This is a genomic window from Tengunoibacter tsumagoiensis, assembly GCF_003967535.1.
GTDB classification, from domain to species: Bacteria; Chloroflexota; Ktedonobacteria; order Ktedonobacterales; family Ktedonobacteraceae; genus Tengunoibacter; species Tengunoibacter tsumagoiensis.
Genome location: NZ_BIFR01000001.1, coordinates 4,815,095 through 4,841,035 on the forward strand (window position 1 = coordinate 4,815,095; position 25,941 = coordinate 4,841,035).

At 48.2% G+C, this 25,941-nt stretch carries 20 protein-coding genes; 11 read left to right on the top strand and 9 right to left on the bottom strand.

The window, feature by feature from the left end:
• Positions 1–138 precede the first annotated feature (138 nt).
• From EL628_RS18815 to EL628_RS18825, 3 genes are all read right to left on the bottom strand, one after another.
• Positions 139–759 carry an RNA polymerase sigma factor gene (locus EL628_RS18815; protein ID WP_245994158.1) on the bottom strand — a complete coding sequence of 207 codons (621 nt, stop codon included), beginning with the start codon at positions 757–759 and terminating at the stop codon, positions 139–141.
• 392 nt (positions 760–1,151) lie between these two features.
• Positions 1,152–2,123, bottom strand: coding sequence for a class I SAM-dependent methyltransferase (locus EL628_RS18820; RefSeq protein ID WP_126581448.1), 972 nt, complete (start codon positions 2,121–2,123; stop codon positions 1,152–1,154).
• A gap of 100 nt (positions 2,124–2,223) precedes the next feature.
• A complete protein-coding gene (locus tag EL628_RS18825; protein WP_161975603.1) occupies positions 2,224–3,903 on the bottom strand; it encodes an NRAMP family divalent metal transporter in 1,680 nt (559 codons plus the stop codon).
• Positions 3,904–4,210: 307 nt separating this feature from the next.
• Between EL628_RS18825 and EL628_RS18830 the strand changes: the two genes are divergently transcribed.
• The 4 genes from EL628_RS18830 (at position 4,211) to EL628_RS18845 (ending at position 8,254) form a co-directional block, all read left to right on the top strand.
• Entirely contained in the window at positions 4,211–5,641 is a 1,431-nt protein-coding gene (locus EL628_RS18830; protein WP_126581450.1) for a dihydrolipoyl dehydrogenase family protein, read from the top strand.
• Between the two features lie 271 nt (positions 5,642–5,912).
• The gene (locus EL628_RS18835; RefSeq protein WP_161975604.1) at positions 5,913–6,920 is read left to right on the top strand and encodes a diacylglycerol/lipid kinase family protein; all 1,008 of its coding nucleotides are present in this window, start codon (positions 5,913–5,915) and stop codon (positions 6,918–6,920) included.
• Complete coding sequence (locus tag EL628_RS18840) at positions 6,910–7,803, top strand: phosphatase PAP2 family protein (RefSeq protein ID WP_126581452.1); 894 nt, start codon at positions 6,910–6,912, stop codon at positions 7,801–7,803. Before EL628_RS18835 ends, EL628_RS18840 begins: the two co-directional genes overlap by 11 nt.
• 88 nt (positions 7,804–7,891) lie before the next feature.
• Complete coding sequence (locus EL628_RS18845; RefSeq protein ID WP_126581453.1) at positions 7,892–8,254, top strand: DUF4288 domain-containing protein; 363 nt, start codon at positions 7,892–7,894, stop codon at positions 8,252–8,254.
• A 99-nt stretch (positions 8,255–8,353) separates the two neighbouring features.
• On the opposite strand, the gene EL628_RS18850 is transcribed toward EL628_RS18845, so the two are convergent.
• On the bottom strand, positions 8,354–9,751 hold the full coding sequence (locus EL628_RS18850) for an MFS transporter (RefSeq protein ID WP_126581454.1): 1,398 nt from the start codon (positions 9,749–9,751) through the stop codon (positions 8,354–8,356).
• 354 nt (positions 9,752–10,105) lie between these two features.
• Between EL628_RS18850 and EL628_RS18855 the strand changes: the two genes are divergently transcribed.
• The 3 genes from EL628_RS18855 (at position 10,106) to EL628_RS18865 (ending at position 13,640) form a co-directional block, all read left to right on the top strand.
• Positions 10,106–10,327: a type II toxin-antitoxin system HicB family antitoxin gene (locus EL628_RS18855; RefSeq protein WP_126581455.1), complete on the top strand. Its 222-nt coding sequence runs from the start codon at positions 10,106–10,108 to the stop codon at positions 10,325–10,327.
• A gap of 211 nt (positions 10,328–10,538) precedes the next feature.
• Positions 10,539–12,386: a serine/threonine-protein kinase gene (locus EL628_RS18860; RefSeq protein ID WP_126581456.1), complete on the top strand. Its 1,848-nt coding sequence runs from the start codon at positions 10,539–10,541 to the stop codon at positions 12,384–12,386.
• 240 nt (positions 12,387–12,626) lie between these two features.
• Positions 12,627–13,640 (top strand): hypothetical protein, encoded by a 1,014-nt coding sequence (locus EL628_RS18865; RefSeq protein WP_126581457.1) that lies wholly within the window; start codon positions 12,627–12,629, stop codon positions 13,638–13,640.
• 279 nt (positions 13,641–13,919) lie between these two features.
• Here EL628_RS18865 and EL628_RS18870 read toward each other — a convergent pair whose 3' ends face one another.
• From EL628_RS18870 to EL628_RS18885, 4 genes are all read right to left on the bottom strand, one after another.
• Positions 13,920–15,173, bottom strand: a complete 1,254-nt coding sequence (locus EL628_RS18870) for a rhomboid family intramembrane serine protease (RefSeq protein WP_126581458.1) — start codon at positions 15,171–15,173, stop codon at positions 13,920–13,922.
• A 74-nt stretch (positions 15,174–15,247) separates the two neighbouring features.
• Positions 15,248–16,123: a rhomboid family intramembrane serine protease gene (locus tag EL628_RS18875; RefSeq protein ID WP_126581459.1), complete on the bottom strand. Its 876-nt coding sequence runs from the start codon at positions 16,121–16,123 to the stop codon at positions 15,248–15,250.
• A gap of 106 nt (positions 16,124–16,229) precedes the next feature.
• Positions 16,230–16,880 carry a MarC family protein gene (locus EL628_RS18880; protein ID WP_245994160.1) on the bottom strand — a complete coding sequence of 217 codons (651 nt, stop codon included), beginning with the start codon at positions 16,878–16,880 and terminating at the stop codon, positions 16,230–16,232.
• 479 nt (positions 16,881–17,359) lie between these two features.
• Positions 17,360–17,821, bottom strand: coding sequence for a hypothetical protein (locus EL628_RS18885; protein WP_126581461.1), 462 nt, complete (start codon positions 17,819–17,821; stop codon positions 17,360–17,362).
• 532 nt (positions 17,822–18,353) lie between these two features.
• Between EL628_RS18885 and EL628_RS18890 the strand changes: the two genes are divergently transcribed.
• From EL628_RS18890 to EL628_RS18900, 3 genes are read left to right on the top strand one after another with little or no spacing between them, the layout of a single operon-like run.
• Entirely contained in the window at positions 18,354–18,836 is a 483-nt protein-coding gene (locus EL628_RS18890; protein ID WP_126581462.1) for a hypothetical protein, read from the top strand.
• Positions 18,836–19,423 (top strand): hypothetical protein, encoded by a 588-nt coding sequence (locus EL628_RS18895; protein WP_126581463.1) that lies wholly within the window; start codon positions 18,836–18,838, stop codon positions 19,421–19,423. The genes EL628_RS18890 and EL628_RS18895 overlap by 1 nt, the downstream gene beginning before the upstream one ends.
• The gene (locus EL628_RS18900; RefSeq protein WP_161975605.1) at positions 19,410–20,726 is read left to right on the top strand and encodes an MFS transporter; all 1,317 of its coding nucleotides are present in this window, start codon (positions 19,410–19,412) and stop codon (positions 20,724–20,726) included. Before EL628_RS18895 ends, EL628_RS18900 begins: the two co-directional genes overlap by 14 nt.
• Positions 20,727–20,812: 86 nt before the next feature.
• Here EL628_RS18900 and EL628_RS18905 read toward each other — a convergent pair whose 3' ends face one another.
• A complete protein-coding gene (locus EL628_RS18905; RefSeq protein ID WP_126581465.1) occupies positions 20,813–21,955 on the bottom strand; it encodes a substrate-binding domain-containing protein in 1,143 nt (380 codons plus the stop codon).
• A gap of 574 nt (positions 21,956–22,529) precedes the next feature.
• On the opposite strand from EL628_RS18905, the gene EL628_RS18910 reads away from it, so the two are divergent.
• Positions 22,530–25,679: a CBM96 family carbohydrate-binding protein gene (locus tag EL628_RS18910; RefSeq protein WP_161975606.1), complete on the top strand. Its 3,150-nt coding sequence runs from the start codon at positions 22,530–22,532 to the stop codon at positions 25,677–25,679.
• The last annotated feature ends 262 nt before the right edge of the window (positions 25,680–25,941 follow it).

Below are 25,941 nucleotides of genomic sequence, written 5' to 3' on the forward strand. Positions count from 1 at the left end.
AGTCATGCCAGAAAATAGCTCACATGGCTGATGGCCTTTGACGCATGAACCTGCTCATCTTTATGCACAATCTCGCCAGATTACATAGGTAAAAATCATACATAGCACCCCTGCCAGATGAGATGGTTGATCCATTCATTAAGCAAAGACGGTCTGCAAGGGGCCCAGATTTTTACGCAAAAGGACTTTGGCCCGATGAAAGTACGTCTTCGCTGTCGCCTCGGGCATACTCAAACTCTTGCCAATCTCAGAGAAGCTTAGCTGTGAAGCATAGCGTAAAATGACAACTGCACGAAATTTGGGGGGAAGCGCTTGAATCGCATCATGGAGCAGTTTCTGCAAGTCACGACGCTCCATCAACTCTTCAGGAAGTGGACCAGGGTCTGGTAACTCACACAGCCCCGATAGCTCCCCTTCACTATTCTCGGTCTCTAATTGCGAAAAGTGCAAAGCGTAACGATGCCTGCGCCTTAGTTCATCAACACAACAGTTACGGGCAACTTGAAAGAGCCAGGATTTAAAAGGCTCACCAGTTCCCAATTTGGGAAGAGATAGGTAGAAGCGCAGAAAAACCTGCTGCAAGACATCACAGGACAGGTCATAGTCGCCCAGGAAGCGGCAAATAAAATTAAACAATGAGGTATTATAGCGTACTACCAGGAGTTCAAAGGCTTCTTGATCACCCTCTAAAACAAGTTGGGCTAACATTGCATCTGACATCTCTGGCACTGCATTCAATGTCTTTTTTTGTTTCTGCACAGGTAACCTCTTCTTTCCACTTGGCATATATGATCAATCCAGCTCTGAGTCTTTGCAGTACTAGCATATACTCTTCTACCTATAATTACAATGACCTGTAACTATTTTAAACCCGGCTTTAGCAAAATGTAATCAAAATTTAACGTATTACTAGTATTCTTAAAGTTTTCTTATCTCCCTAAAATCAGGTAACTATTTGTTAATTCTCTACTAATAAAAGAGAAAGCCCGACCATGGGCTTTCTCTTGGAACATTCCTATTTTATTGTAGCAATACGCAAATGAGCTCTGCTTCTTTTTACGCAGGCATGCTCTTCATCTCCTGTCGTTCTCGGATACTGAATCTATACCTCGAGCACAAAAGTTCTGATTGCCTCACTGTAGCGACCAGGATCAGTTCCTCTCATCTCCATTACGCCAGAAATAATCACGTGGTGGGTTTATACCAAGGACCGAAAAGGGAAGCTCTGCCGTCTGATTGTCTACAAGGTAGTCTAAGATCGCGGGATTATGTGCATAAAACAATCTTGCACAACGTTGTGCTGATGCAGGCGAACGAAAATGAATGCACATCTCCTCCTGTACTGGAAAAGAGACATAGTGAAAACCATGCGCCCGGAACCAATCATGATCTTGCACTCGCGGCCAGATTATGACTATTTTGCCTTCAGGCCGCGTCACACGCTCCAGCTCGGCCAGTCCTGGCTCACCACCCTGCTCATCTGTTGCTGTAAATGCCGAACAGGAGAGCGCAATATCAACACTCTGATTCTCTAGAGGCAGCTCCTCAAAACGTCCTGGGCGCAGCACCAGGTGTGGCTTCTCCTTCATAAAAGCTAATTTTCGCTTGAGGATGCGTAAGAGACCGATCGAAGGATCAACGGCAACAATCGATTGCGCTCTGGCGCGTAGGCATTCTAACGAGGCTCTCCCACTTCCCGCTCCCGCATCTAAAATCTTTTTTCCCTGCAAATCTGAAGCAAGGTGCTGAAAAATCTGAGGATGCAGATACTCTCCCGCCGTCAGCTCTTCGTAGAGCTCTGGCTTCTTCCAATAGATTAATTCCCAGAACAGCCCTTGTAAGATCTCTTCACGAGCATGATCTCTCTCTTCTGGTGCGATCTTCTGATGCAAGGCTTCCTGAAAGCGTTCTCGCTGCTCATTGGGTAGGATCCGCTTTATGCGCTTTGTTAAAGGACCAGCCCCCCCCTGCAAGGCATATCCAAGTTGACAACAGGTCAGACCAAATGAGGCATGGGTTAAGAGATGGTGTAATGTCTCATCATCAAAGACTTGAATATCTTCTATTTGAAAAGGGTTATCAAATAAGACATTCACCGAGTTCGAGATTTCATTACTCACCATAGGTAAGGTTCCTTGTCTAGCATAAAGAGAACGGTCAAGGAGAATAACCTCCCTTCTTGACACGCAGATCCGCGAAATTTCGTTTCTGTCACGAAGTCTCTCAGGCCTGTTGACCGGTCGCTAATCCATAAAACAGTAACACAGCGGCTATTGCCATCACCAGAAACGTGAATACAAGAGCTATAGTCGTTCCCAGCCCAACCTGCTTCCCACGCATTAATTTCTGATTGCGACTGATAATAATCAGGTAGATAATCAATATTGGAGAGAGAACTCCTGAGAGGATATTAGCCCAGAACATTAATTGAATAGGATCTAGATGTAATAGGGCTAATCCAAGGCTGATAAGCATGGCTATGGTCAAAATCAGATAAAAACCTTCATTCTGCCAGGGTCGTTTTGAGAGTCCAGCCGGCCATCCGATGGTTCCTGAGATGGCATAAGAAGAACCAGCAAGTAGTACAGGAATGGCCACCAGACCAGCACCAATAAAACCAATCGCAAAGAGATATTTCGCCACAGGACCCAGGACGGTGGTCAGGGCCAGAGCCGCATCAGCAGCGGTGGCAATACTTCGATGATGAACAAAAAGTGTCGCGGCTGTTGCAATAATGATCGCATAAGCAATCAGATTTCCACTAAAGACTCCTACAATCACATCCAGAGCCGATTCATGCAATTTCTTGTTGAGAGGGCCTGTGCGAATCTCTTCTTTTTCTCCCTGAACCTGCCAGAAGATATTATATGGAGAGATAGTGGCCCCCAATAAGGCAACTGCACTACTCACACTGGCAAAATTGAGGTCAATATGAGGCACAAATGTATGAACTAGTATGCTTTGCCAATCTGGCTTTGCCATAATAGCTGTGACAAAGTACACGATAAAGGCCAGACTCATGACCAGAAAGATCTTTTTCAAGGATTCAAAATTGCGGAAAACGGTAATATACCAGAGCAACACGGCAACCGGGACAACAAACCAGACCCAACTGATCCCTGTAATTAACTCACAACCACTCCCAACCGCAACCAGATCAGCAGTGATCATCGCGATATTTGCCACTACCAGAACGAGCGCTGCAAAGAGAGCCACCCAACGTCCATAATGTTCTCGTAATACCTCTGCCAGACCCTGTTGGGTGACGCGGCCGATCCGTGCACAGGTTGTCATGACGAAATAATACATTGGCGTTGAGAGCAACATCAACCAGAGATGCCCAAAACCATTCTGTGCTCCGTCAATTGAATAGGCTGTAACTGCGGAAGAGTCGTTGCCAGCCATCCCTCCCAGAAAGCCTGGCCCTAATAGCCTCAAGAGGGCATTCGGCTGTTCTTTTCGCTCTTCAACCTGAACTTGATGGCTTTTAGAAAGATGTGAAAGCTCCTCATGATCTCTCAAAGCTTCTGCTGTCGGAATGCTCTCTCCAATATCGTCGAGAAAATCATCTTCATTTATCGCCTTCTGCACCTGTACAGCACCAGGGGAGGTCATTGCTTCTAACTCTTGTTCGGATATATTCAGCGTAATCCTTCCATCTGACTCCTGTTTGGAAGGCGCTTCAACGTTCTGCACACGACTGATGGGGATATCTAGCTCTTTCTGAAAAATTTTTCCCTTTTTCACAATGACTTTCTCAACATGTCCTGCCTGATCTCGTTCGACTGCGACGACTTGCGGCTTGCTTACATCAGCTTCACCCAGGTCGCCGCGCAGGGTCTCAACTGCCATCCCAGATTCGATCGCATCTATGTCTTTGTCATTCGGGTGTTCTTGATCCATACCCTTCCCTCCCATGCATGATTTTATGATCTCATATTCTCTACAGTGTGCTGATGAGATGCTACTTTCTACTTTCTATACAAGGCTGTTGAGCTAACAGTTTCAAACACCATGCAAGAATCCAGGTACAGGCACAATGATCCCATTTGGCCCTGTTCTTATCCTATGAAAAGAGGGGGAGGGTCATGCTCTCACTTATATCTTTTTCACTCCTCAGTCTTATTAATGAGCACAACCATTGGCCGTAGCCGCGCCATTTTATAGAGTGATAACGTCTTTCAAACAGAGTCACTAAAAGGAGCCCACAATGCCCACAATCAATGCAAATCAAGCCAGGCCAAACGTACAATATGATCTGATCGTTCTGGGAGCTGGTGCAGCTGGTAGTACCGCCGCTGCGACAGCGGCAGCCCAGGGCGCTCACGTCGCGCTTGTGGAACGCGACCAGCTCGGTGGCACCTGTCTGAATTATGGCTGCGATCCCACCAAGACGCTGTTAGCAATCGCCCATCGACTCTATCAAGCCAGACATTCTGCTCCCTACGGCCTCTTTATCCCTACAGTCACTGTTGATTGGCAACAGGTCCAGAGCTATGTTCGCCAGGTTATTCAGCGTATTCGCGGTGGGACGCCTGAAGAAGCTGTTCAGGGCTTGCACGAACAGGGGATTGATGTCATCTCAGGTACAGCACACTTTATCTCACCCTATGAAGTTCAGGTACAAGAAACTACCTATTCAGCACCACGCGTTATTCTTGCAACGGGCAATCAAACTGTGATCCCGGCGATTGAGGGGCTTTCGGAGGCCGGCTTCCTGACAAATCGAGAGGCTGTCTCGCTACCAAGCCTACCACGACGACTGGCTATCCTGGGTGGAGGGGCGATTGGCATAGAATTTGCCCAGCTCTTTCAACGCTTTGGAGTTCAGGTCTCCGTTTTAGAGCAAAGCGCACACCTGCTGGAAAAAGAAGATCGTGAATTGGCCAATGAACTCTGCCGCCTGCTCCGACAAGAAGGGATCTCGTTGCAGAGCGAGGTCCAGTTGCTTCGTGTCTCATCCACACCTTCGGGGAAAAAACTTCTACTACAACACAAGGATGGTCAGCAGAGTGAGCTTGAGGTCGATGAGATCTTGCTTGCACTTGGCCGGCGTCCCGCCCTGACAGAACTGGCTCTGGAAAAGGCTGGCGTGGTAAGCATGGCCAGCGGCGTGCCCGTGGACCAGACGCTGCGGACGAATGTGCCCCATATCTGGGCCGCTGGCGACGTGCTTGGTGGGCTACAATTCACTCATCTCGCTTATGAACAGGGGAGACTAGCGGCACAAAATGCCTTCGCCAATCAACCACAACCGTTTGGCGAACGTATTATTCCATGGGTCACGTATACTGATCCTCCTCTTGCACATGTGGGCAAGACAGAAGAAGAGCTGCGGGAAAAGCAGGCTATTTATCGCGTTGGACATATCTCTTTCAATGAGATTGAACGTGCCATTACAAGCGGAGAGACAATGGGCCAGGTAAAACTATTTGTCGATGAGGCTGGACTCATCCTTGGTGGTCAGATTCTTGGGCAGCGTGCTGATGATCTCCTCGCACCACTTGTTCTTGCAATGCAGCTTAAACTCTCCGCCGAACAACTGGCTGCCACTATTTTGCCATATCCAACACGAAGTCAGGCAATTCGCTGGGTCTCCGATCATGTCAAAGGGTCGCTCGACTTTGAAAGCTCCATCTGAGCATGTCCACATCGACACCTCTCTGAGACGAACATATGAGCATAGTCGTACTAAAAGTAACTATCTCAACCGTTTCATCAAAAAATGATGGGCTATGCTTCTATCTCAATAGCATCTTAGCCTGACAATCATGTATGGTTGCAGAAGCAATCTCACATAATGAATCGTTTGGCCTGACAATCATGTATGGTTGTAGAAGCAATCTTACATAACGAATCTTTTAATTCTTTTTAATAGAGAGATGTATGTGGTTTCTAAGGGAGTAGGTGTTATGCGTACTGTTCTTATTCTTAATCCTGGTTCGGGAGCTTCGCTCCTCGCGTCTAATCAACATTCACCCCAACAAAAAGAGGAAGCAATCCTGGAAGCCCTTCGCAAGCAGGGTATTGAACCAGAAGTTCAATATACAACTCCTGAAGAGTCTGGTCGTGGTCTGGCACAACAAGCTGCTGCCGAAGGAGCTGATCTTATCATCGCTGCCGGAGGAGATGGCACCCTACACGCGGTTGCAGGTGGACTGGTCGATACACAGAGTACACTGGGGATTCTCCCTATGGGAACAATGAATAACATTGCCAGGAGTCTGAAGATTCCAGAAGATCTTGACGAGGCGTGCCACATCATTGCCAATGGTGCCACAAGTTTAATTGACGTTGGCAAGATGAATGATCATATCTTTCTAGAGGTGGCCGGTATTGGCCTGGAGGCAGCTCTCTTCCCTGCTGCCGAGGAAGTGAAAAGCAAGCATTGGCTCTCGAACATTCATGGGGTTTTTAAGGGGTTAGGCACCCTCTTCTCTTTTCAACCAACAAAATACACAGTGAGCTTCGATGGACGCCGCAGCCGCACATTTCACGCGATACAGATCAGCATCTGCAATTCTCCTTTTTATGGAGCGCGCCTCCAATTTGCTCCCAATGCAGTTATGGATGATGGCTTCCTCGATGTACTTATCTATAAGAATTTTAGCAAGCTCGATTATCTCCGTCATGCAATCTCAATCAGTCAGGGCCGCCGCGCCCTCGCGACAAAAGTCACACAGCGCAAGATTAAAACGCTTCATGTGGATGCAGCCTTAGCTGTCGATGTTCATGCTGATGGCGTCCCCAAAGGTCATACCCCTGTTTCTATTAGCATCCAATCAAGTGTATTGCACGTAAGAGTACCAGAAAAGACTGCCACTGGCCCTAATCTAAAACAACCAGAAAATAAACGCCAGACACAAAAGGCCCAGCAGGATAGACTTCTTGAAGAGAAAGGTCCAATGCATGTCCAATAACACGAAACCATCTGATACAAACGTCAATACACCAGAGGCACAGTATAATCTTCCGCAGGTCAAATTACCTGAGATCGCGCCGATGGTCAATGAGGCAGGCCGCGTAGCCACTGAGGTTCAACGCGTGGCGGCTGAGACGTCTTTCTCGGGACGTCGCGCAGTCTCACGTGGAACGATGTTTCTCGCATTCTATCTCTGGCTTCTATCAGGGGCTATGATTCTGTCCTGGATTGCTCAACGCACACAGTTTTTCCCTGGTGATCGCTCGATTACTATTCGCCTACAGAAATATCGTCAACCCTGGATTCGGAAGTTCTTTCTGGGTGTGTCAGAGATTGGTTTTCCCTGGCTGGCAACTCCTATTACGATTGGGATTGCTGGCATCTTCTGGGCTCTGCGCTTCCGGCTGGAGGCCCTCTTTATCTTACTTACTTCTTCTTCAAATATTCTGAATATGATCGTTAAGCGCATTATTAAAAGGCCTCGACCGACAACAGATCTGGTGACGGTGGCTCGCGTGATCAATGAGCCCAGTTTCCCTAGCGGACATGTCATGCACTATACCAATCTGTTTGGCCTCTTAATCTATCTCCTTGGCACAAACTGGCGCTCAAGCAGACTACGCAATTCGTTGATGGGGGTCTGCACGTTCTTGATTGCAACGATTGGCCCTTCACGCATCTATCTCGGAGCACACTGGCCCAGTGACGTCATGGCGGGCTATATCTATGGCGGCCTCTGGTTTGGAGGGATCATGACGCTCTACCTGCGCGTTAAAGCCTGGCTCCATCCAGCCAGGGGGCTTACTCCGCCACCTGCAGCCGTCCAGGGTCTTAAGCAACCCGGCGAACAAGATGGAGAAGAGTGTAAAGACGACAAGTAACAATTATTGTTTGCTATTCTGAAACTGGTCCGCTACAATAGACTCTCAACGTCCTGAAGAGGGGGTAAAACAGACCGAGGTGTACAGAATGCAAAATAATGCTAGAGGTTTTCAATGGTACCTTGCTGAGCTGCTTGAAGAGGCTCGCATCACTGGTGAAGCCGAACATATCGTCTATAATAGTCTGGTCCTGATCCGCGCAAGCTCGCCTGAGGAGGCATACAAAAAAGCCTTGCAGCGCGGAAAAGAGCGCGAGGATAACTATGAAGATGATGAAGGCCGCTGGGTTACCGTAGCCTTCCGCGGCTTAAGCGATCTCAATCTCATTGATGGCGAGCTTGAAGATGGGGCTGAGATTATCTATGAAGAGCTCGAGGGAATCTCTGATGAAGAGCTCGTGAATCTTATCCCACCAAAAGAGCAATTAGGTGTCTTTCGAGTTGAGGAATAAGCCTCTGCAAACGAGTCGTTTGCACAATCCCACCAGAAATGCGGGATGACGATGCAGGATTTATCTGTATCGCCATCTCGTATTTCTGCTGGCTTCATGCTACAAATCTTTCGTTCCCACTTTGATCGCTCGCTGTTTGCCAGTGGTGGTTAAAAAGATCTCGTTGCTCACCATCGGAAGGGCTGATTGGGGCTCGCCTGGGAGGATTTCAAGGGGCTGATCTGCCTCTAGAGCTAACAGACGATTTGCAGCACGCTCTGGATATTTTTGCCGAATGGGTGTAAAGATAGCAATTCCAACAACGAGCATCCCCACTCCACCAATAATAAGCGAGACCATTGGCGTCCCCAGTTTCTCAGTCAAAGCGGTGAAAAAGGCCGCTCCCAATGGCCCGGGCGCAGCCGTAATCGTCCAGAAAGCTGAGGTGACGCGCCCCAGGAGATGATCGGGCGTGATCTCCTGCCGTAAAGACATCGAGGTTACACCAGCCATTGTGCTGGTAAAGGTAAAGCCTACCGCCATAAGGGCAATTAATGAAAGCTGACCCGAGACTCCTATTAACCCCAGGAATAGACAATTCAACATAAAGCCAGCAATCCAGCAGAAACCAAAACCCAGGCGCTTGCGCAATGTAGGAATCATGAGTCCCGCAGCCAATGACCCCAGGCTTGCCAGACCAAAGACAATTCCAACGACACTATCGCTCTGCTTCAAATCATGCTTCAAATGAAACATAAACAGGTCCATTGCGCCCGACGTTAAAATGGTAAGAAAGAATAAGAGAATCGTGACCCAGCGCAAGACCGGCTGCTTCCACAGAAATTGTAAGCCCGCCAGAAATTCTTGCCGGACGTTCCCTTTCATACTCACTGGTGGCAGCGTCTGCTGGGGCTTTAAGCGAATAAAGAAGATCGAAAAAGCAGAGACAAAAAATGAGAGCGCATCAAAACTGATAGCAACACTGGAGCCAAAGCTACCAGAGACAGCCCCCGCCAGCACCGGACCCAGGACAAAGGCAATCGCATAGGTGACCTGCATCCGCCCATTGGCCTCAGTAATCTGATCAGTATCTACCAGATTAGCGATGGTCGTAACATAGGTAATCTGAAAGGTCATGCCCAGGCACGATCCCAGCGCCACAACAACAAAAATTAACCAGAGTTGCGGACCATACACATACCAACAGATTGGAATAGTCAGATACAGCAGCGTGCGTGCAAGATCACTAAAGATCATCAATTTTCGGCGATCCAGCCGATCAACAAGCAGACCCGCAAAAATCCCCATCACCACTTGCCCTACACCAAAGACTCCGGTGACAAGCCCCATCGTGGCCACTGAGCCCGTCGCCTGCAATACTAAAAGTGGTATAGCAATGACTGCAAATGAATCCCCTAATACAGAGAGTGTCTGCCCGAACCAGAAGATATTAAACTGTCGATTACGCCATAATCGTGCCCCCGGCGTCAAGTGGGAGCGTCCCTGTTGCATAGACATAAGAAAACCATCCTCTATACGTAAATAAACATGTGCACAAAAAAATAAATCGACTTAAAAACTCTTTAATAATCTTTTCCAGATAAAATAGAACATCATCATCTTTCCATACATACAAAAAAGACCATAAGTTCACTCATGGCGATCTGTCAGTAGCAAGTAGTATTGAATAGGCAGAGAATATTCACCACTGCTCATCCTATTATAGTCGAGCTCGTCTAGAGAGCACGATTTGTTCGAGTTCATAGAAGAGCCTCCTTTGACTGGTTTTCAAAAAGTCTCCTCAGGAAGAATGGTATAATATTCTAGAGAAAGTGTCTGGAAACAAGCGCTGTTAGAAGGGAAATAAGCAATATGGCTCGAATACTAGTCATTATTGAAAAAGGTGAATCCTCTTATGGTGCCTATGCACCCAATGTACCAGGCTGTGTTGCTGTAGGGGATACGCAAGAGGAGGTCGAAACACTTATACAAGAGGCTTTGCAAACACATCTGGCATTGCTTCAGGAAGAACACCTTCCATTACTTGAAACAACCGTAGCGGCTAAATATATAGACATTCCCATTTCGGCTTAAACGATAGACTACTCACCTTCTTATCATCAAGGCCCCTTCTGCGAAAAGCGCTCTCAGACGGAAGGCCCGGTATTGTCATGCTCCGCATTCACTTACTTATGCACTCATTCACTTGCTGAGTGTTGACATGAAGAGCTCATGCTTGCTATACTGGGAAACTGTGTGTATAAAACGTCTCTAGCTTTAGAGCGGATCTACGAAGGGGAAAGCCATGGAAAGTGAAAACAAGTACATCGGCAGGAAAATTGGCAATTACCGCATAACTGCTCCAATTGGCGCTGGCGCATTCGGATCTGTTTATAAAGGTGTACATGTCATCCTGTCCAGCCGCACTGTCGCAATCAAGCTGATGCATAATACGAATCTCGCATCAGAACATGAGCGGGAGAGTTTTTTGCAGGAGGCTCAATTTCTTGAACTGCTGAAGCACCCGCATATCCTGCCAATCTACGATGTGGGCGTGGATGAAGGAACGCCCTACATCATTGCTGAGTTTGCCCCAAATGGATCTTTGCGCGATCTGATGAAACATCAGGCTCAGCTAAAACAAGGGCTCTTCAGTCTGGAGAAGGTGCTAACAATCATCTCTCAGGTAGGACAGGCTCTCGATTATGTTCATAAACAGAATTATGTTCATCGAGATCTCAAACCTGAGAATATTCTCTTTGATGCTCAGAATGATGCTCTGATCGCAGACTTTGGAATTGCTGTCTTTCTTGAAAGCACCAAAACTCAGACGGTCGATGTTATTGGCTCCCCACGTTATATGGCCCCTGAACAATTTGAGGGCTTTGTAAGCCGACGCAGCGATCAATATGCCCTGGCGTGCATTACCTACGAATTGCTGACTGGCCGCCCACCCTTCACGGGTCAGCATGCAGTAACGATTGCCATGGCTCACCAGACCAAACCGCCTCTCCCTCCAACAGAGATTAATGCCGCTGTTCCTTCCTATGTCGAGCAAGCGCTCTTACGTGCTCTTTCGAAGAAACGCGAAGATCGCTTCCCTGATATCACATCTTTCCTTACCAGTCTGCTGGACCTACATATCCCTTCGATTGATCCCAGTGCCTCTGGGCGCGAGATTAGCATTCCTTTGAGTATCTCAACCCCCAATGTAGCTGCAATCACCCTGACGAAAGAACAATGGGTTGAAGAGGGTAATACGCTGTATGATCAAGGGAAATTTCAGGAGGCTCTCAATGCCTTCGAGTATGCTATTCAGAAAGATCCGACCTTTGCTTATGCACACGAAGGAAAAACAAGCGCTCTCTTCGCACTAGGGAACTATCAGGATGCCATGGCCTCTGTAGAGACAGCGCTTAGCCTCGATCCGACCTACGCCCCTTCTTACAATGATAAAGCTATGATTCTTTATGAGCTACACTGCTATGAAGATGCTTTAACCTATTACAAAAAATCGATTGAAATCGATCCAGCCTATCTCGATGGACATCTTGGACTGGCGACGGCTCTTTCAACGCTTCGGCGCTATCCAGAGGCTCTCCTGGCTTATGATCAGGCTATCCTGGCCGATGAGTCCTGTGCACCTGCTTATAATGGGAAGGCCTGGATTCTCCGCCAATTGCAGCGATCAGAAGAGGCTCTCTCCTACTCAGAGAAGGCTATTCAACTCGACCCGCAAACGGCTGAACATTATACTGGCAAAGGCCGGGCCCTCTTCCGCCTGGGGCGCTACGATGAATCCCTGGCAGCCTTCGATCAAGCTATCCAGTTGGATGCCACGCATTCTCAAACCTATGATTATAAAGCGGATACGCTCTACCATATGCGCCGCTTTAATGAAGCGCTCTCGACCTATGAATACGCCTATAAGCTTGATCCTCAGCGCGCCTCTTCTTATGAAGGGAAGGCCAATGTCCTCTTCAACTTTGGTCAATATCAAGAGGCCCTGGCCACCTATGAGATCGCGATTAAGCTGGAGCCACGCAATGGATCATTCCTGCGCAAGAAGGCCGATACCCTCAAAGCTTTAGGACAGACTGAAGAGGCCGAACAGGTCTACGAACAGGTCCAAAAACTGGAACATGGTGCATAAAAATATAGCAGCCTTTGTGTTTATTTTTTATCTCTTGCAGCTATAGTATCTTCGATAAGCTGCAAGAGATAAGCCAGGATATGGAACTTTAGATGCTAGAAAAACGCTCTTTTAGAAAATACTTCTCAATCAAGTATTCTAAGAATGCTTTAGCAAAAAAGAAATTATCTTGCAAAGGCTCATTAATTTTACTCACCATGCTTTGCATGCCTCTGAGCGTATGTGGAGGAGAAATGGTTGATGGGCACGAAATTGCATGCAAGCACAAAAAGCGAATCCCTTGATACCTTTTTGGTGCATCTGATCACCCTCTTCGAGAATGCTTTTCCGGAACGTATTTGTAGCTACTATCTCGGTGGGAGCACCAGCGACGGAACGGCTGTTGGTCACGACCGATCTTCCAACTCCAGTGACGTCGATCTCTTCATCATCTTCCGTGGCACCACTACAGAGGCTGAGGAAGCACTCTTTCAGTATCTTATTGCAGAGTGCCAGGCCAGCAGTCCAGTTCAGATTGATGCACATGCTTACTCTGAGGATGTCTTGTTACAAAAGCTGAGACCAGATGCGGCACAGACCAGCTTTTTGAGTGCTCTGATTCAGGTCGCTGGTGTGCTTGTTTATGGGAAAGATATGCGTGCAGATCTTCCTCCCGTACAGTTTTCACACTATGTTCTTGATGTGATCGAGTCCGGTGTGTTCCATCTCAGTATTCCACGCCAGAGAGAAGGCATTACCTATCCATTGATGACGCCTCTTGTCTTTCCGCTCACGTACCCCGATCCTGCTGGGGAATTTTACGGCTATGATACTATACTTGCACGTCCAGGCACTCCTCGTGGAACACGTGTGCTCGTTGCCCTGACAACATGGATCGCGACGTTCATTCTTTCCCTGGAAACCGGGCGCTATGTGGGGCAGAAAAGCCAGAGTATGCGGCTTTGCAAAGAGTATCTTCCCCATGACAAGCGAGTACAGCTTGTGGTGACCATCTACGATCTCTGCAAAGATGCCTGGAGATATGCGCTTCCTGATTCTAAAGAGGATCGCAAGCAGTTGCGCGGATTGTGTCGAGAGACGCTAGCCCTGGAGAATGAATACCTGCGACTCACGCGTGACTACATTTTCTCCCAGTTGCAACATGGCGAGGTGTCAGAGAAGCGGCAGGCCATTCGCATCTTACAGAGTGTTGCTTACCAGGACGACGAGATGAGAGCAGCTGTTAACTCCTGGCAAGATTTGGAGCGGGCCTGAAAACATATTGAGAAAATCTCAAAAAACACCATATCCTGGCCACTGCGGCCAATTTATTCCGCGAGTCACAGAGTGAAAAAGGAAGAGAGTCGAACAGGGGGGTAAAGGGCATGGATAGGATCGTCTCACCCACGCACCGCAAAGCTAGTTACGACTCGTGGAAAGGATCATGTGACTCAGCCGGGTCACAACGAGATTGCAAGCTCGACTCCCTACATTTAGTGTACTCTCTTAAACAAGAAGCAAGCCGCAAAAATGCGGCTTGCTTCTTGCTGGTCCCTATAAATGGATACGACGACCACGGGGGATCAATAAAAAGGCAATGATCATCCCAATCACCAGGCCCGCAATATGGTCAACGATACCAATTGAGGGTGAATTAAAACCCCAGGCCATGTTGATTAAGAGCCAGAAGGCCCAGTTACCAATCGCCCCTCGACCATAGACACCTAACGCCCGACGATTCACCATGTAGAAAACGCCCAGCGCACCAAAGACACCAAAGATAGCTCCTGATGCTCCCGCTGACACTGTATTGGCATACTGTGGTTGGAGATAATAGAAATAGGTTACCAGACCTCCCAGAACGCCCGATCCCAGGTAGATGACCAGGTAACGCCACTTGCCATAAAATACTTCTGCCCCTCGCCCGATAAAGAAGAGAGAAAGCATGTTTAGACCAAGATGCGTAATATCAAAATGCAAGAACATTGCCACAAAAATACGCCAGTATTCGCCTGTCTGCTGAATATAATAGCTATTCTGCCCCCCTGCAAAAAAGATCTGTACCCCATCGAATGCAAGGAGATTATGGTAATTTAATCCTACGAGCAGATACACGACCACATTAATCGCGATTAGCGTGAAAGTAAGGAGGAAAGGATACTGGCTTAATGTATAACGCGTACGAATCATGGTACGGCGCATACCATCAGGACGCTTCCATTGTTTCTCTTCCCGTCTCTGCTCTGGCGTTTGAGGTGGGAGCTGTACCTGTTGGGCTACCGTTGCTGAATCCTGATTGCTATTGCTGCCAGGCAAGGCAGTTGGTGTGGAACGGGAGCTGCCCTTCACATCTACAACGGGAAAACAGTTCTCGAAACGACCTCCATATGAGAGCCGAGTAGCACGTGCACGAGCAAGATTGGCATCATAATCCTGTCCAGTAGCTCGCAAGAGATAGGATCGCAAAGCATGGAGATAGGCAATGCCTGGCTCTATCTCAATAGCTGCATCGACGTTCTGAAGTGCTCGCTCATAGCGACGGTCTAAGAGATCAAGGAGAGCTTGCGCAATCTTTGAATCTAAACCATCGGGCGTCTGTAGCTCCTGAACGCGTCGGCAGGCCATCTGCACAACACCATAATTCCCTAAAGCGAGATTGGCCTCCGCTAATCCTAGATGGACCAGAGGATTATTAGGCTCAATCTGCGCCCCGTGCGCATACGCAATCGCAGCATCTCGTCCTTTACCCGCCGCTAGCGCTTGCTTTCCCTGTTCCAGATATGTCTGGATCTCTGTCTGAGCTTCCACTCGTTTCCTCCACTATGATCAATCGCAGACGCAAAAGACGCACATGCGTTCAGGCGGCAACGATCTCGTTCCGTTTAGATCAAAAAACATGCAATAATTGCAAATAGTAGTGTACCTAAAATTGTCAAAACTGCCAAGGGCCAGCGATAGGTAAGACTGTGTACATCTACAAGCGTCTGGTCCGCTACCGATGATGTGCGATAGAGCGGCATAAACCACGCACCCAGGACACATCCACTTATAAGACCGCCAATATGCGCATAATTGTCAACATTCGGAAAGATCCCTCCTGACCCAAGGTTGATCCCAATCACAACAATCAACCACAGCAATGCAAAGAGGCCACCACGAGGAAAAGCTCTTCGATGCATGACAATGAAGAGGCTGTAGGCTCCAACAAGCCCAAAAATCGCTCCCGACGCTCCTACGCTAAGTATATCTGGTGCAAAGACGAAACTAACGATCATACTGACAATGCCAGTGATCGTGTACACAAATAAAAAACGGAGATGGCCCATAATCCGTTCCAGAATAATGCCTAGCACCAGCAGGTTCACCATATTCAGTAACAGATGGAGTGCATTAGCATGGAGGAAAATGGGCGTTAGAAAACGCCAATACTCTCCTTGCTTGATTAGATTATCCGCTTTTGCTCCAGCAGCTATCAGTACCTGAGAAAGTGACTGATCATTCTGCACACTGATTGCATTGTTCCCTATATCATAGAGTACTGCACGCCAATCGCGAAATCCTCCAACTATAGCGGCCTGAGTAGCTGTGATACACCAGATAATTACGGTGATTCCCACGATCAGCCAGGTCACCCAACACTGTTGATCAACCCCTCGCTTCTGACGATAGTGATGCAGAGCTGTTCGATAACTCAGTTCGGCATGTATCCGCTGTTCGTTCTCGGCAGATTGCTTTGTCTCCACTCGTCCCTCATACAAAAGAGATTCTTTCTCTTTACTACGCTAGAAACAAGTCAAGGTGGCAGACTTGCTCACCAGTCAGGACTTCTAAGCAGGCTATTATCTGGCAGGCGCGAAAAACTATCTATCTAATAAAACCGTTAGTATGGGCAAAGAGGCTCAAACCATTTAGCATAAATTGAATCGCCAGGGCGGCCAGCAAGATTCCCAGGATACGCGATAACACGAGAATACCCGTCTTACCGACGCGCTGGATCAGCCAGCCACTTGCCCTCATGACCATCCATGCGACAAACAATGAACTGATAATTGCGGCTGCTACGGCTAAAAGGTCAAGGGGATGCGGACCTGCCAGGTCTACATACAGGATCGTCGTCGCAATTGTTCCTGGGCCTGCAATCATGGGAATTGCCAGGGGGAAGACACTGATATCCTCGCGCGTCATGGCTTCTTCTTCTTCCGCTTTCGTCTCACGGGTTCCTGAAGAACGACCAAAAAGCATATCTACTGCGACTAAGAAGAGCATCGCTCCGCCTGCAATATTGAAGGCGTATAAATTAATCCCCAGACGATCTAATAAGAAACGTCCGACCAAAGCAAAAAAGGTAATAATTCCTGCACTAATGAAGATAGCACGGGTCACGATCACTTTGCGCTGTGCGGGGCTAAAATGAGAGGTTAATCCAACCACAATAGGGGCAAGGCCAACTGGATCAATGACGGTAAAAAAAGTAACAAATGCACTGACAATAAAAGTAATGGTAGTCGTGGACACAACACATAGCCTCATGAACTCATAAAACAACCGGCCTTCATTATAGCATATCCATGAGTCAATCTACGGATTACGCTGAAAAAAGTAATCCACTCTCTTCTGAAGAATAGAAGAGAGCGATCCCCAGCCCCCTCTGGGCGAAAGGACCGCGGCCATTCATGTCAGACTCTCCACTTTATACAATAATTTTGCCCCTCATGAGCGATTTATCGCATAAACGTGTAGGGCCCATCATTCATGATGGCCGTGGTGACCCACTCCACCCTGTCACACCCCATCATTTTCTTGATGGCCTTGCTCACCCACTCCACCCTGTCACACCCCATCATTTTCTTGATGGCCCTGCTGAACCCACTCCACCCTGTCACACCCCATCATTTTCTTGATGGCCCTGCTGAACCCACTCCACCCTGTCACATCTTCATGAGATCTCAACGACACAACTCCAATAATGATCAGCTCGTGACGTATTGATAAATCTAATAATCGCGGTACTCTCGTCGACGTCGACGATATCCCCGATAACCTCTCCGCTCGCTACGACGATACTCTGGCGAGCGCCGACGCCGATAATAGCTATGGCGTGTGCGCCATGTAGGGAACGTTAATAGATGCCAGGCCGCTACCACCAGAATAGCCCCGATAATGGCTTTGACAACTGGAATAGTCTCGCCTGCAATCGTTAATGAGCCTTCAATATCAACGGGAATGACATTTGTAAACAGCCAGATGCCAATCAAAGCAGCAAAGAATGCTCCGACGACACCAAAGGGGAGCCGCCAGCCGATAATAAACTCTGCCACGACACCGATTAATGCTGCAATAATTGCATAAACCAATTGACCTTGTGTAATAGCAAAGGAGATACCCAGAATGCTTCCAGATAGCGCCACTGGACTATCCCCCATTACCAATAAGGGAAGTGAAAATCCCACGGACATAATGTTTAGCCTCCTATACCACAAAATAGTATCTCTATTCTATAGGGTAGAACGCTCAACTGACAAGTCTTTCGAAAGCAAACCAGCAGGTTACGCCCTTCCTCTCTTGATTGATCAGAACAGGGAGAACAATCGGCTCGGACAATAGAGCTGACATTTCCTCTATAGATAGAGAGAGAAGTTCATTCATTAGAGTGATCACTTTTTTAGTGAAACAGGGACATGTAAGAATTCAAGCAAAGAGATTGTGCTATCCATGTAGTCTTTCTGGTACATCTCTTCGTATAAGACTATGTAGGTATCCCTGCGCTGCCTTATTCGATGCCTTTGGGATACTTTCGATCGAATGGTTTTCTATTTTATACAGCAAATCAGTACTTCGCTTGCAAAAATAACCCGGACCTGGAATGTTCTTTTATAAGATGGTTTTCATTGTCGCTCAAAGCGCTCAATACCGCACAGACTATAAGTATTCTCGCTTGTGCGCTATAATGAAACCAAATTGCTTCAGATTTGTATTAGGAGGCACACTGTGCAAAGTGCAAAAAAATATGCAATCATTGTAGCGGTGGTGGTGGCACTACTGATCATTGCCGGCCTGGTGGTGGCTGGCATTTTCCATGTCTTACTCGATGTACTCTATATCGCTCTATTCCTCCTGGCTTTACTGATGGTAACCGCGACGCTGTTTCAGATCTATTCAATCCTTATGCTGGTTCGCACAATCACGACAGTGCGCGATGAGCTAAAACCGCTTGTCTCTTCAGTCCAGGAGACAGTTGGATTGGTCAAAGAGACTGCTCAGACGGCAGGACATACCGTTTCGACTATTGGCAATACCGCCAGTTTTGCCTCTGAACTGGCACTGCGCCCCAGTGTCCGTGTGGTGGCTGCCGCTGTAGCTGGCCAACAGATGGTTAAGGTCTTCTTTGGCAAAGGCCATACCAGATCTCGCGCTGAAGAGCGCCGTCAACAGCAGTTAGAAGCAATGCAGGCCAGCGCAGGGGGTGAATAATGGTTACTACGGTGCTTGCTGTTAATCCGGTGATTGAGACACTGGGACAGATCGGGGGGATTATTATCTGCCTTTTTCTCCTGATCTTTGTCATTGTTGCTGTTGTGTTCAATCTGGCTATGGCCTTTGGTCTCTCCTGGGTGCGCGAAAAAACAGAGCTCATTAAGTTACTGCGGCCCAATGTGGAGAGCGTTAATCGCACTACAGCTTCCGCCATTCAGGGCGTCCCACCTGCCGAACAGACCCCAACGCCTATGAAGGCCATTGCTACAGTTCCACTACGAGTGAAGCAGGCCGATAAAAAGGTTGAACAGGTCTCGGATCGCGTGGCCAATGCTGCAATCGAGTTCCGAGCTCGTACAGTTCAGGTACAAACAGTTGCCAGACTGCTCACATCCCGCAGTTTCTGGCAACGAGAAGAGAGCAAACCACCAGTTCCATCGACACAAGAGGAGATGGAATTAAAAAGCCCCGGTCTGCGGATGCTTATGGATCGCCGCAGCGCTGAGCCCTCAACAGCGACAAGCTCTTATGATCCCGAAACCCATACAATTACGTCGAGCCAATTGCGCAATGGCTCACGTTAATAGCTACTTCCAACAATTCGGGCGCTTTCAGCGAAGCGCCCGTTTGTATTTGATAAGCAATGCTTTAAGTGGGATCTCAGCAGGGATTATTACTGTTCTCTATAATCTCTATCTTGCTCAGTTAGGCTATGGGGCGGATTTTATTGGCCTGGTTCTGTTGATTGCCACTATTGGGGGGGGTCTGATGATCTTTCCCGCTGGCCTCTGCATTGATCGCTTTGGCGGTAAGCTGATTCTTATCTGGTCCAGTGTCCTCGTTGGTCTGGCAGGAACAGGCCAGATTCTTTTTCGAACCCCTCTTACTCTCTGTATAAGCGGCTTTATCGCTGGTATTGGTGGGGCCTTCTTACTTGTCATCAATGCCCCTTTTCTCTCAACTCATAGTACCTCTGAAGAGCGACCACATCTCTTTAGCCTCAACATTGTCCTCAGTCTTGGCACTACGGTACTGGGCGAGTTTATCGGAGGCTTCTTGCCTGGATGGATCCGTAATTTTCCTACGCTTATGGCTCCTTTACCAACAGGATTAGAGTGGCTTCTGGCCTCAGGAGCTACTGCACGCTCCTATCAGCTCTCGTTATTATTGGCTGGCTTGATCTCCCTACCTAGCTTTATTCCACTATTCCTGATGGCATCTGATCGACCTGCTACCATACCCAGAAGTCTACAAGTACCGGTTTCGTTTCACTCTCAGCTGCAACAACGAATGACACAACTTGCGAAGATAAGGCAACGCTGGCGACCTTTGCTAAAAAGTCCATTCGCAACGATGCTTCTGGCGCAGATCCTTCTCTATTGTGGCGCTGGCTTATTTATTCCGTACTTCAATCTCTATTTTGTACAGCATCTAGGGGCCTCTCCAGCGCTCTTTGGGGCTCTTGATGGTGGGGCTAATCTCTTACACGCTTGTATGATCCTGATGGCTCCCTGGCTGGCTCTCCGCATTGGCCAGGTGGCAAGCATTGTGATTCCACGAGTACTGGCTCTGCCACTTATGCTCATTCTTGGCTTCACACGTTCGCTTCCACTTGCCGCTATTGCCTATCCTCTTCGTCAGGGGCTGACCGACATGTCTCAAGGCATCTTTCAAGTCTTTTCAATGGAGGTAGTTGAGCCTCGTCATCGTGGACTCGCTAATAGTAGTTATCAGGCAGCCTACCAAGTCTCTTATGCATTGGCAACGCCTATTGGAGGGCTGATCATTACCCATGTTGGCTATGCACCTCTCTTTGTCATTGCCTGTCTGCTTTATTCATTGATGCTGATCTTGTTCTGGGTGCGCTTTGGACATCGCTCACACTAAAAATTCTTCAAGGACTTCTTCAAAAGATACCCAGCGTCACACTGTACCCCATAAATAGCCTGATCGTGAAGGGAGCTTATGCTCGTCTATTTGCGCAATCGGGGGCGAATCATAATATTTGGCTCACGCAGGGGCAGGCCAGCCATAAGCGTATCCAATTGCAAAAACATAGCCTGTGCAATATCTAATGGGTTATATTCAAGCGCCGTAATCTTTCTTAGATGCCCAAACAGAATAGGTGAACCGGCATTGGTATGAACAATAACTTTCACATCTTTTCCAATTTTAATGCCCATCTCTTCTAAAGCAGTAAGCGCTCCATCGGCAAGCAGATCATCCCCAATAAACAGGCCATCAGGCTTTAAATCACTGGCCCCTCCATAGACTTCTTTCGCTAAAAGATAGCCTTGCTCTTGCGGCGAGAGCACCTGCTGTGACAATGGCAGATGGGGAAGGCGCATAAATTCTGGATAATAGGTTAATTTTTTTTCTTCCAATGTCTTACGAAACTGAAGAAAAGACGCCATCTCTTCTAAAGAGAGATGAGGAATATCATGAGCATTCCAGCCCGGTATATCAAAATAAAGCATATTTGGCAGCCAACAACCCAGCCTTTTGCACCCCTGACGATGCAATTCGTCTGCGGCCATACGACCTTCTTCAGCATTATCTATAATAACGAGCCAGGAGCCCCCACCAGCAAAGGTAACACAAGGAATTGAAGGCTCAGTATCCTCTCCTAAACCAACTGTATGCAATCCTACAGCCAGTACTCCATGTACCCGCTGTGTTCGCAACAGCTCTTTGACATCCTCAGGGACTGAATCTCTGGTATCAGCAATCTGCGGAACTAGATGAAAGGTATAAATCTCATTCTTAAACTGTTCTCTCCGTCGTACTTCTTGTTCCAGACGCATCCATAATAGAGCCCAAAAGGGTGACAGTACCTCTGAAATAAGGTTGTTCGCAGAAAAAAAAATGTGAATAGACTTCCGATGAATGTTCGGAGAGACAAAAATACCCAGGCTCCTCTTTCGATAGATAATCTGCTCTGTCTCTAAAATATCAAGTGCATCTCGTAAAGTGACACTTGATACCTCCATCTCTTTGCATAACATGCTTACTGTAGGGAGCTGAGCCCCAGGCCCTCTTTCAAAAGCTATCTGGCGAAGGCTCTTACAAAGCTCCTCAACTCTTGTATCAGCCCGCAATTGTCGTCGTGTTGTCACTTGTCTCTGTCCACTTTCTTCTCTTCACAAAGCAGGCCACTAAGCCTTTTGCTTCGTACCTATAGAATACTTCAGTATATCATTGATGAACACAACTCGCTATTCACCATATAGTAACATAAATCTATATCTAATGGTACCCTCTTCTACTTGATAAAAGCCTTACATCCCAATAAAGTACTGCTTTCTACCAATTTTCCTGAAAGTCTTGACAAGGAAAATTCCTATTCGTATACTTATATTAATATAACGATGAAGTTTATTTATATGCCCACTTACTATATTCTACAAGATAAAGTACTATCCTCTCTATTCAGCACTATTCTCTTGTCAAGGCCGATCTCTAAAAGGATCGATCTGACTTACTTTCAACCTGTTTGAAAGGGGGTGATGCAAACCAACACAACAAAAAGAGAGTGCTCAGACACCTGCTTATTATGTCGTTGCTCTCTCTGATACCCTGTACCCCTGCTTAGGAGAGCATGTGTCTCTCCACCCGTATAGAGAGAACTATGCAGTTCCCTCTATCGCACAAGCGCCCATGTTTCGATACCTTTCAAGGAGGATATACTCTATGCACAAAGTTCGTGCAAAAGTCCTGGCGTCAGGGCTATTAATCTCGGTCGTAATCCTGGCACTTATCGTGACTGTAAAGTTTCCAACTCCCTCTGCTCACGCCGCTGATATCTCCAATACGTATAATTGGAAACAGCTCAAAATCGGTGGTGGCGGCTGGATCACTGGCATCGTTGCTCAACCCACAACTCCCAACCTGTTGTATGCTCGTGCGGATGTCGGTGGTCTGTACAAATGGAATGAGAGTACCCAGGCCTGGACGCAATTGCTGGTCGCTGGTGCTGTGCCCAATCCTACCTCATCCGATTATCAAGTTGAGAGCGTTGCTACCAGCAAATCTAATAATCAGGTAGTCTATGCTGCGGTGGGTATCACCTACGATTTCACCAATGATACTCCCAGCGGTCGTATCCTGAAAAGTACGAACCAGGGACAGACCTGGACCGATAATGGACAGCGCTGGAAGATTAACGGTAACGCCGATAATCGTCAGGAAAGCGAGCGTCTGGTCATCGATCCCAACAACGAAAATATCGTCTACTTCGGGTCGCGCAATATGGGTCTGTGGCGCACAATCGATGGTGGCCAGAACTGGACGCAGATCTCTCAGGTCCCCGTTGTCTATACCTCTGGTGATAACAATCCCGCAGGCGTTAAGTTTGTGGCCTTCGATCCCACCAGTTCGGTTGTCAATGGCGTGACGCAGCGCATCTATGCTGGTGTTGCTGGCTCAGGTGTCTACATAAGCAATGATGGTGGCAATAGCTGGACGAACATCTATCCCACCAGTCAGTCGATCGAAGCAGGCGACATTGGCAGTGATGGCCAGGCCTACTTCTCGATCACCGATGGCCATATCCGTCGCTACACGCCTTCTTCCAATTCCTGGGCTGACGTTAGCCCGTCCGGTAATCCGAACTACCTGACGGTAAGCGTCGATCCATTCAATCCTCAGCGCATCATCGCTGGTACGGCTCCAGTCAGTGGCGGTCACCTCTATCGCACCACGAATGGTGGCACAAGTTGGGATACAATCAATGTATCTTTGGCCTCTGCTGATATTCCCTGGATAACTAATAGCGATGAATATAACTGGCTGAGCGTCGGTAACATCATCTTTGATCCTAAGGTTCAAGATCGCCTCTGGTTCGGTGAGGGCACTGGCGTCTTCCGCGCCGACGGCCTCAGTGGCTCAAGCTTTACTCTGAACTTTGTGAGCAAAGGCATTGAAGAGATGGTCTCGACTGATCTGGTGGCTCCTCCGGGTGGCCAGCCGGTCAATACCAACTGGGATCGCCAGGGCTTCTACCACGCCAATCCTGATCAGTATCCACAGGGCGAACTGACAAACGACAAGTTCTCCAGCGGTTGGGATCTGGATTATAGTGGCCAGAATCCTCAGTTCCTGGTGGATGTGGTCTCTGACCATCGCTTTCTCAATCCCGATTACAGTGGCTACTCAACCGATGGCGGAAAAACATGGACGCCCTTTAGCGGAACCAGCACGTCCAACGATCGCTTCGCGGGCAATATCGCGGTCTCGGCCACCGATACCAACAATATTGTACGCCTGCCCACGTACGGTCGCGCTCCTTATGTCTCAACGGACCGAGGCGCAACCTGGAATCCCTTGCCTTTCTTCAATAATGTCACCGGCTTACATGTTCAGTACTACCTCAGCCAGCTCAAATTGTTGGCATCCGACAAGGTCGATGGCTCCTTCTACATCTATAGCTCGAGTGGCGCATTCTATCGCTCTACCAATAGTGGGCAAACCTGGACACAGGCTGCCAGCGCACCTCAGGGTGGCAATGATGCCTGGGTCTTCAGTCAGATCCATGCTGTTCCTGGTCATGCTGGCAGTGTCTGGTCCAGTACGGCTCAGGGTGGTATCTCCTATACAGAGGATAAGGGCGATCACTGGACGAAGATCGCAGCCATTCAGGAATCCCATGCCTTCGGCTTTGGTGCTCCTCTAGCGGGTGCATCCTACCCGGCAGTGTATGCCAATGCGAAGATCAACAATCAGTGGGGCATCTGGCGCTCTGGCGACAAAGGTGCAACCTGGGATCTCGTCTCAACAGCTCCTGCCGGCATCTATGATAATGTGCAGGTGGTCACTGGCGATATGAACGTGGCGGGACGCGTCTATGTCGGCTTCTCGGGCAATGGCTTCGTCTATGGCGATACCGGAAGCACTGGTGGTAATGGCGGTGGCGGTTCGACCAGCACAACCCTGAATCCTACTGCTGATCGTGATGATTGGTCCTCTGATACTGGTTCTGAGACCTATCTCAATGCCAGCCAGTATACCAATTCCTACCTGAAGTTCAATCTCTCATCTGTCTCAGGCACCATCTCGTCGGCCAAGCTGCGAGTCTATCGCAATGATACAGGACAGGGAAACCTGACGGTGAATGCTCATCAGGTTACCAATGATTCCTGGACAGAAAACAGTTCCAGCAGCCTTCCTGGAGTTGGTAGCACGATTACGACGACCGCTTCTAACGCAACTGGCTATGTTGAATTTGATGTCACGAGCTTTGTCCAGAGCCGGCTCTCTGGTGGACAGGTCAGTCTGGCAATTAATACCTCAGCTGGTGGTTGGACGGGCTTTGCTTCTCGTGAGAGCAGCACCAATCAACCCCAGCTGGTAGTTACTACAGCCAGCACAGCCACACCCACACCTACACCGTCTCCAAAAACCACATCGCTCGTCCCTGGCGCTGATCGTGATAACTGGTCCTCTGATACTGGTTCAGAGACCTACCTCAATGTCAGTCAGTACACTACGTCCTACCTGAAGTTCAATCTCTCGTCAATCTCAGGCAACGTCTCGTCAGCTAAGTTGCGGGTCTATCGCAATGATGTAGGACAGGGGAATCTGACCGTGACTGTTTCTCAGGTCACGAATGATTCCTGGTCGGAAACCGATGCTAGCACCCTCCCTGCGGTTGGTAGCACGATTACGACAACCTCTTCCAATGCAACTGGCTATGTCGAGTTTGATGTCACAAGCTTTGTCAAGAGCCGGCTCTCAGGCGGTCAGGTCAGTCTGGCTATCAGTACCTCGGCAGGTGGTTGGACAGGCTTCGCTTCTCGTGAGAGCAGCACCAATAAACCCCAACTGGTGGTTATTACCAATTAATCAACAACCCTCCCTCTAACCTTGATTCTCTCCTTTCTCTTGAGAGCGAGGAGACGATCAAGGAGAGGTAGCTAAAGACAACAGGCCTTCTGACCCTGGACTGCTGAATACAAAGCAGTAGCCAGCGTCAGAGGGCCTGTTGCATATATATCCTCATCAATCAATTCCTCAACTGTTGCTAGCTCAGATCTAACGTCAGCCTGATGACTGTATACATCCCTCCTGCTATCGTTTCTAGCTACCAGATAGGTAAATCTCATAC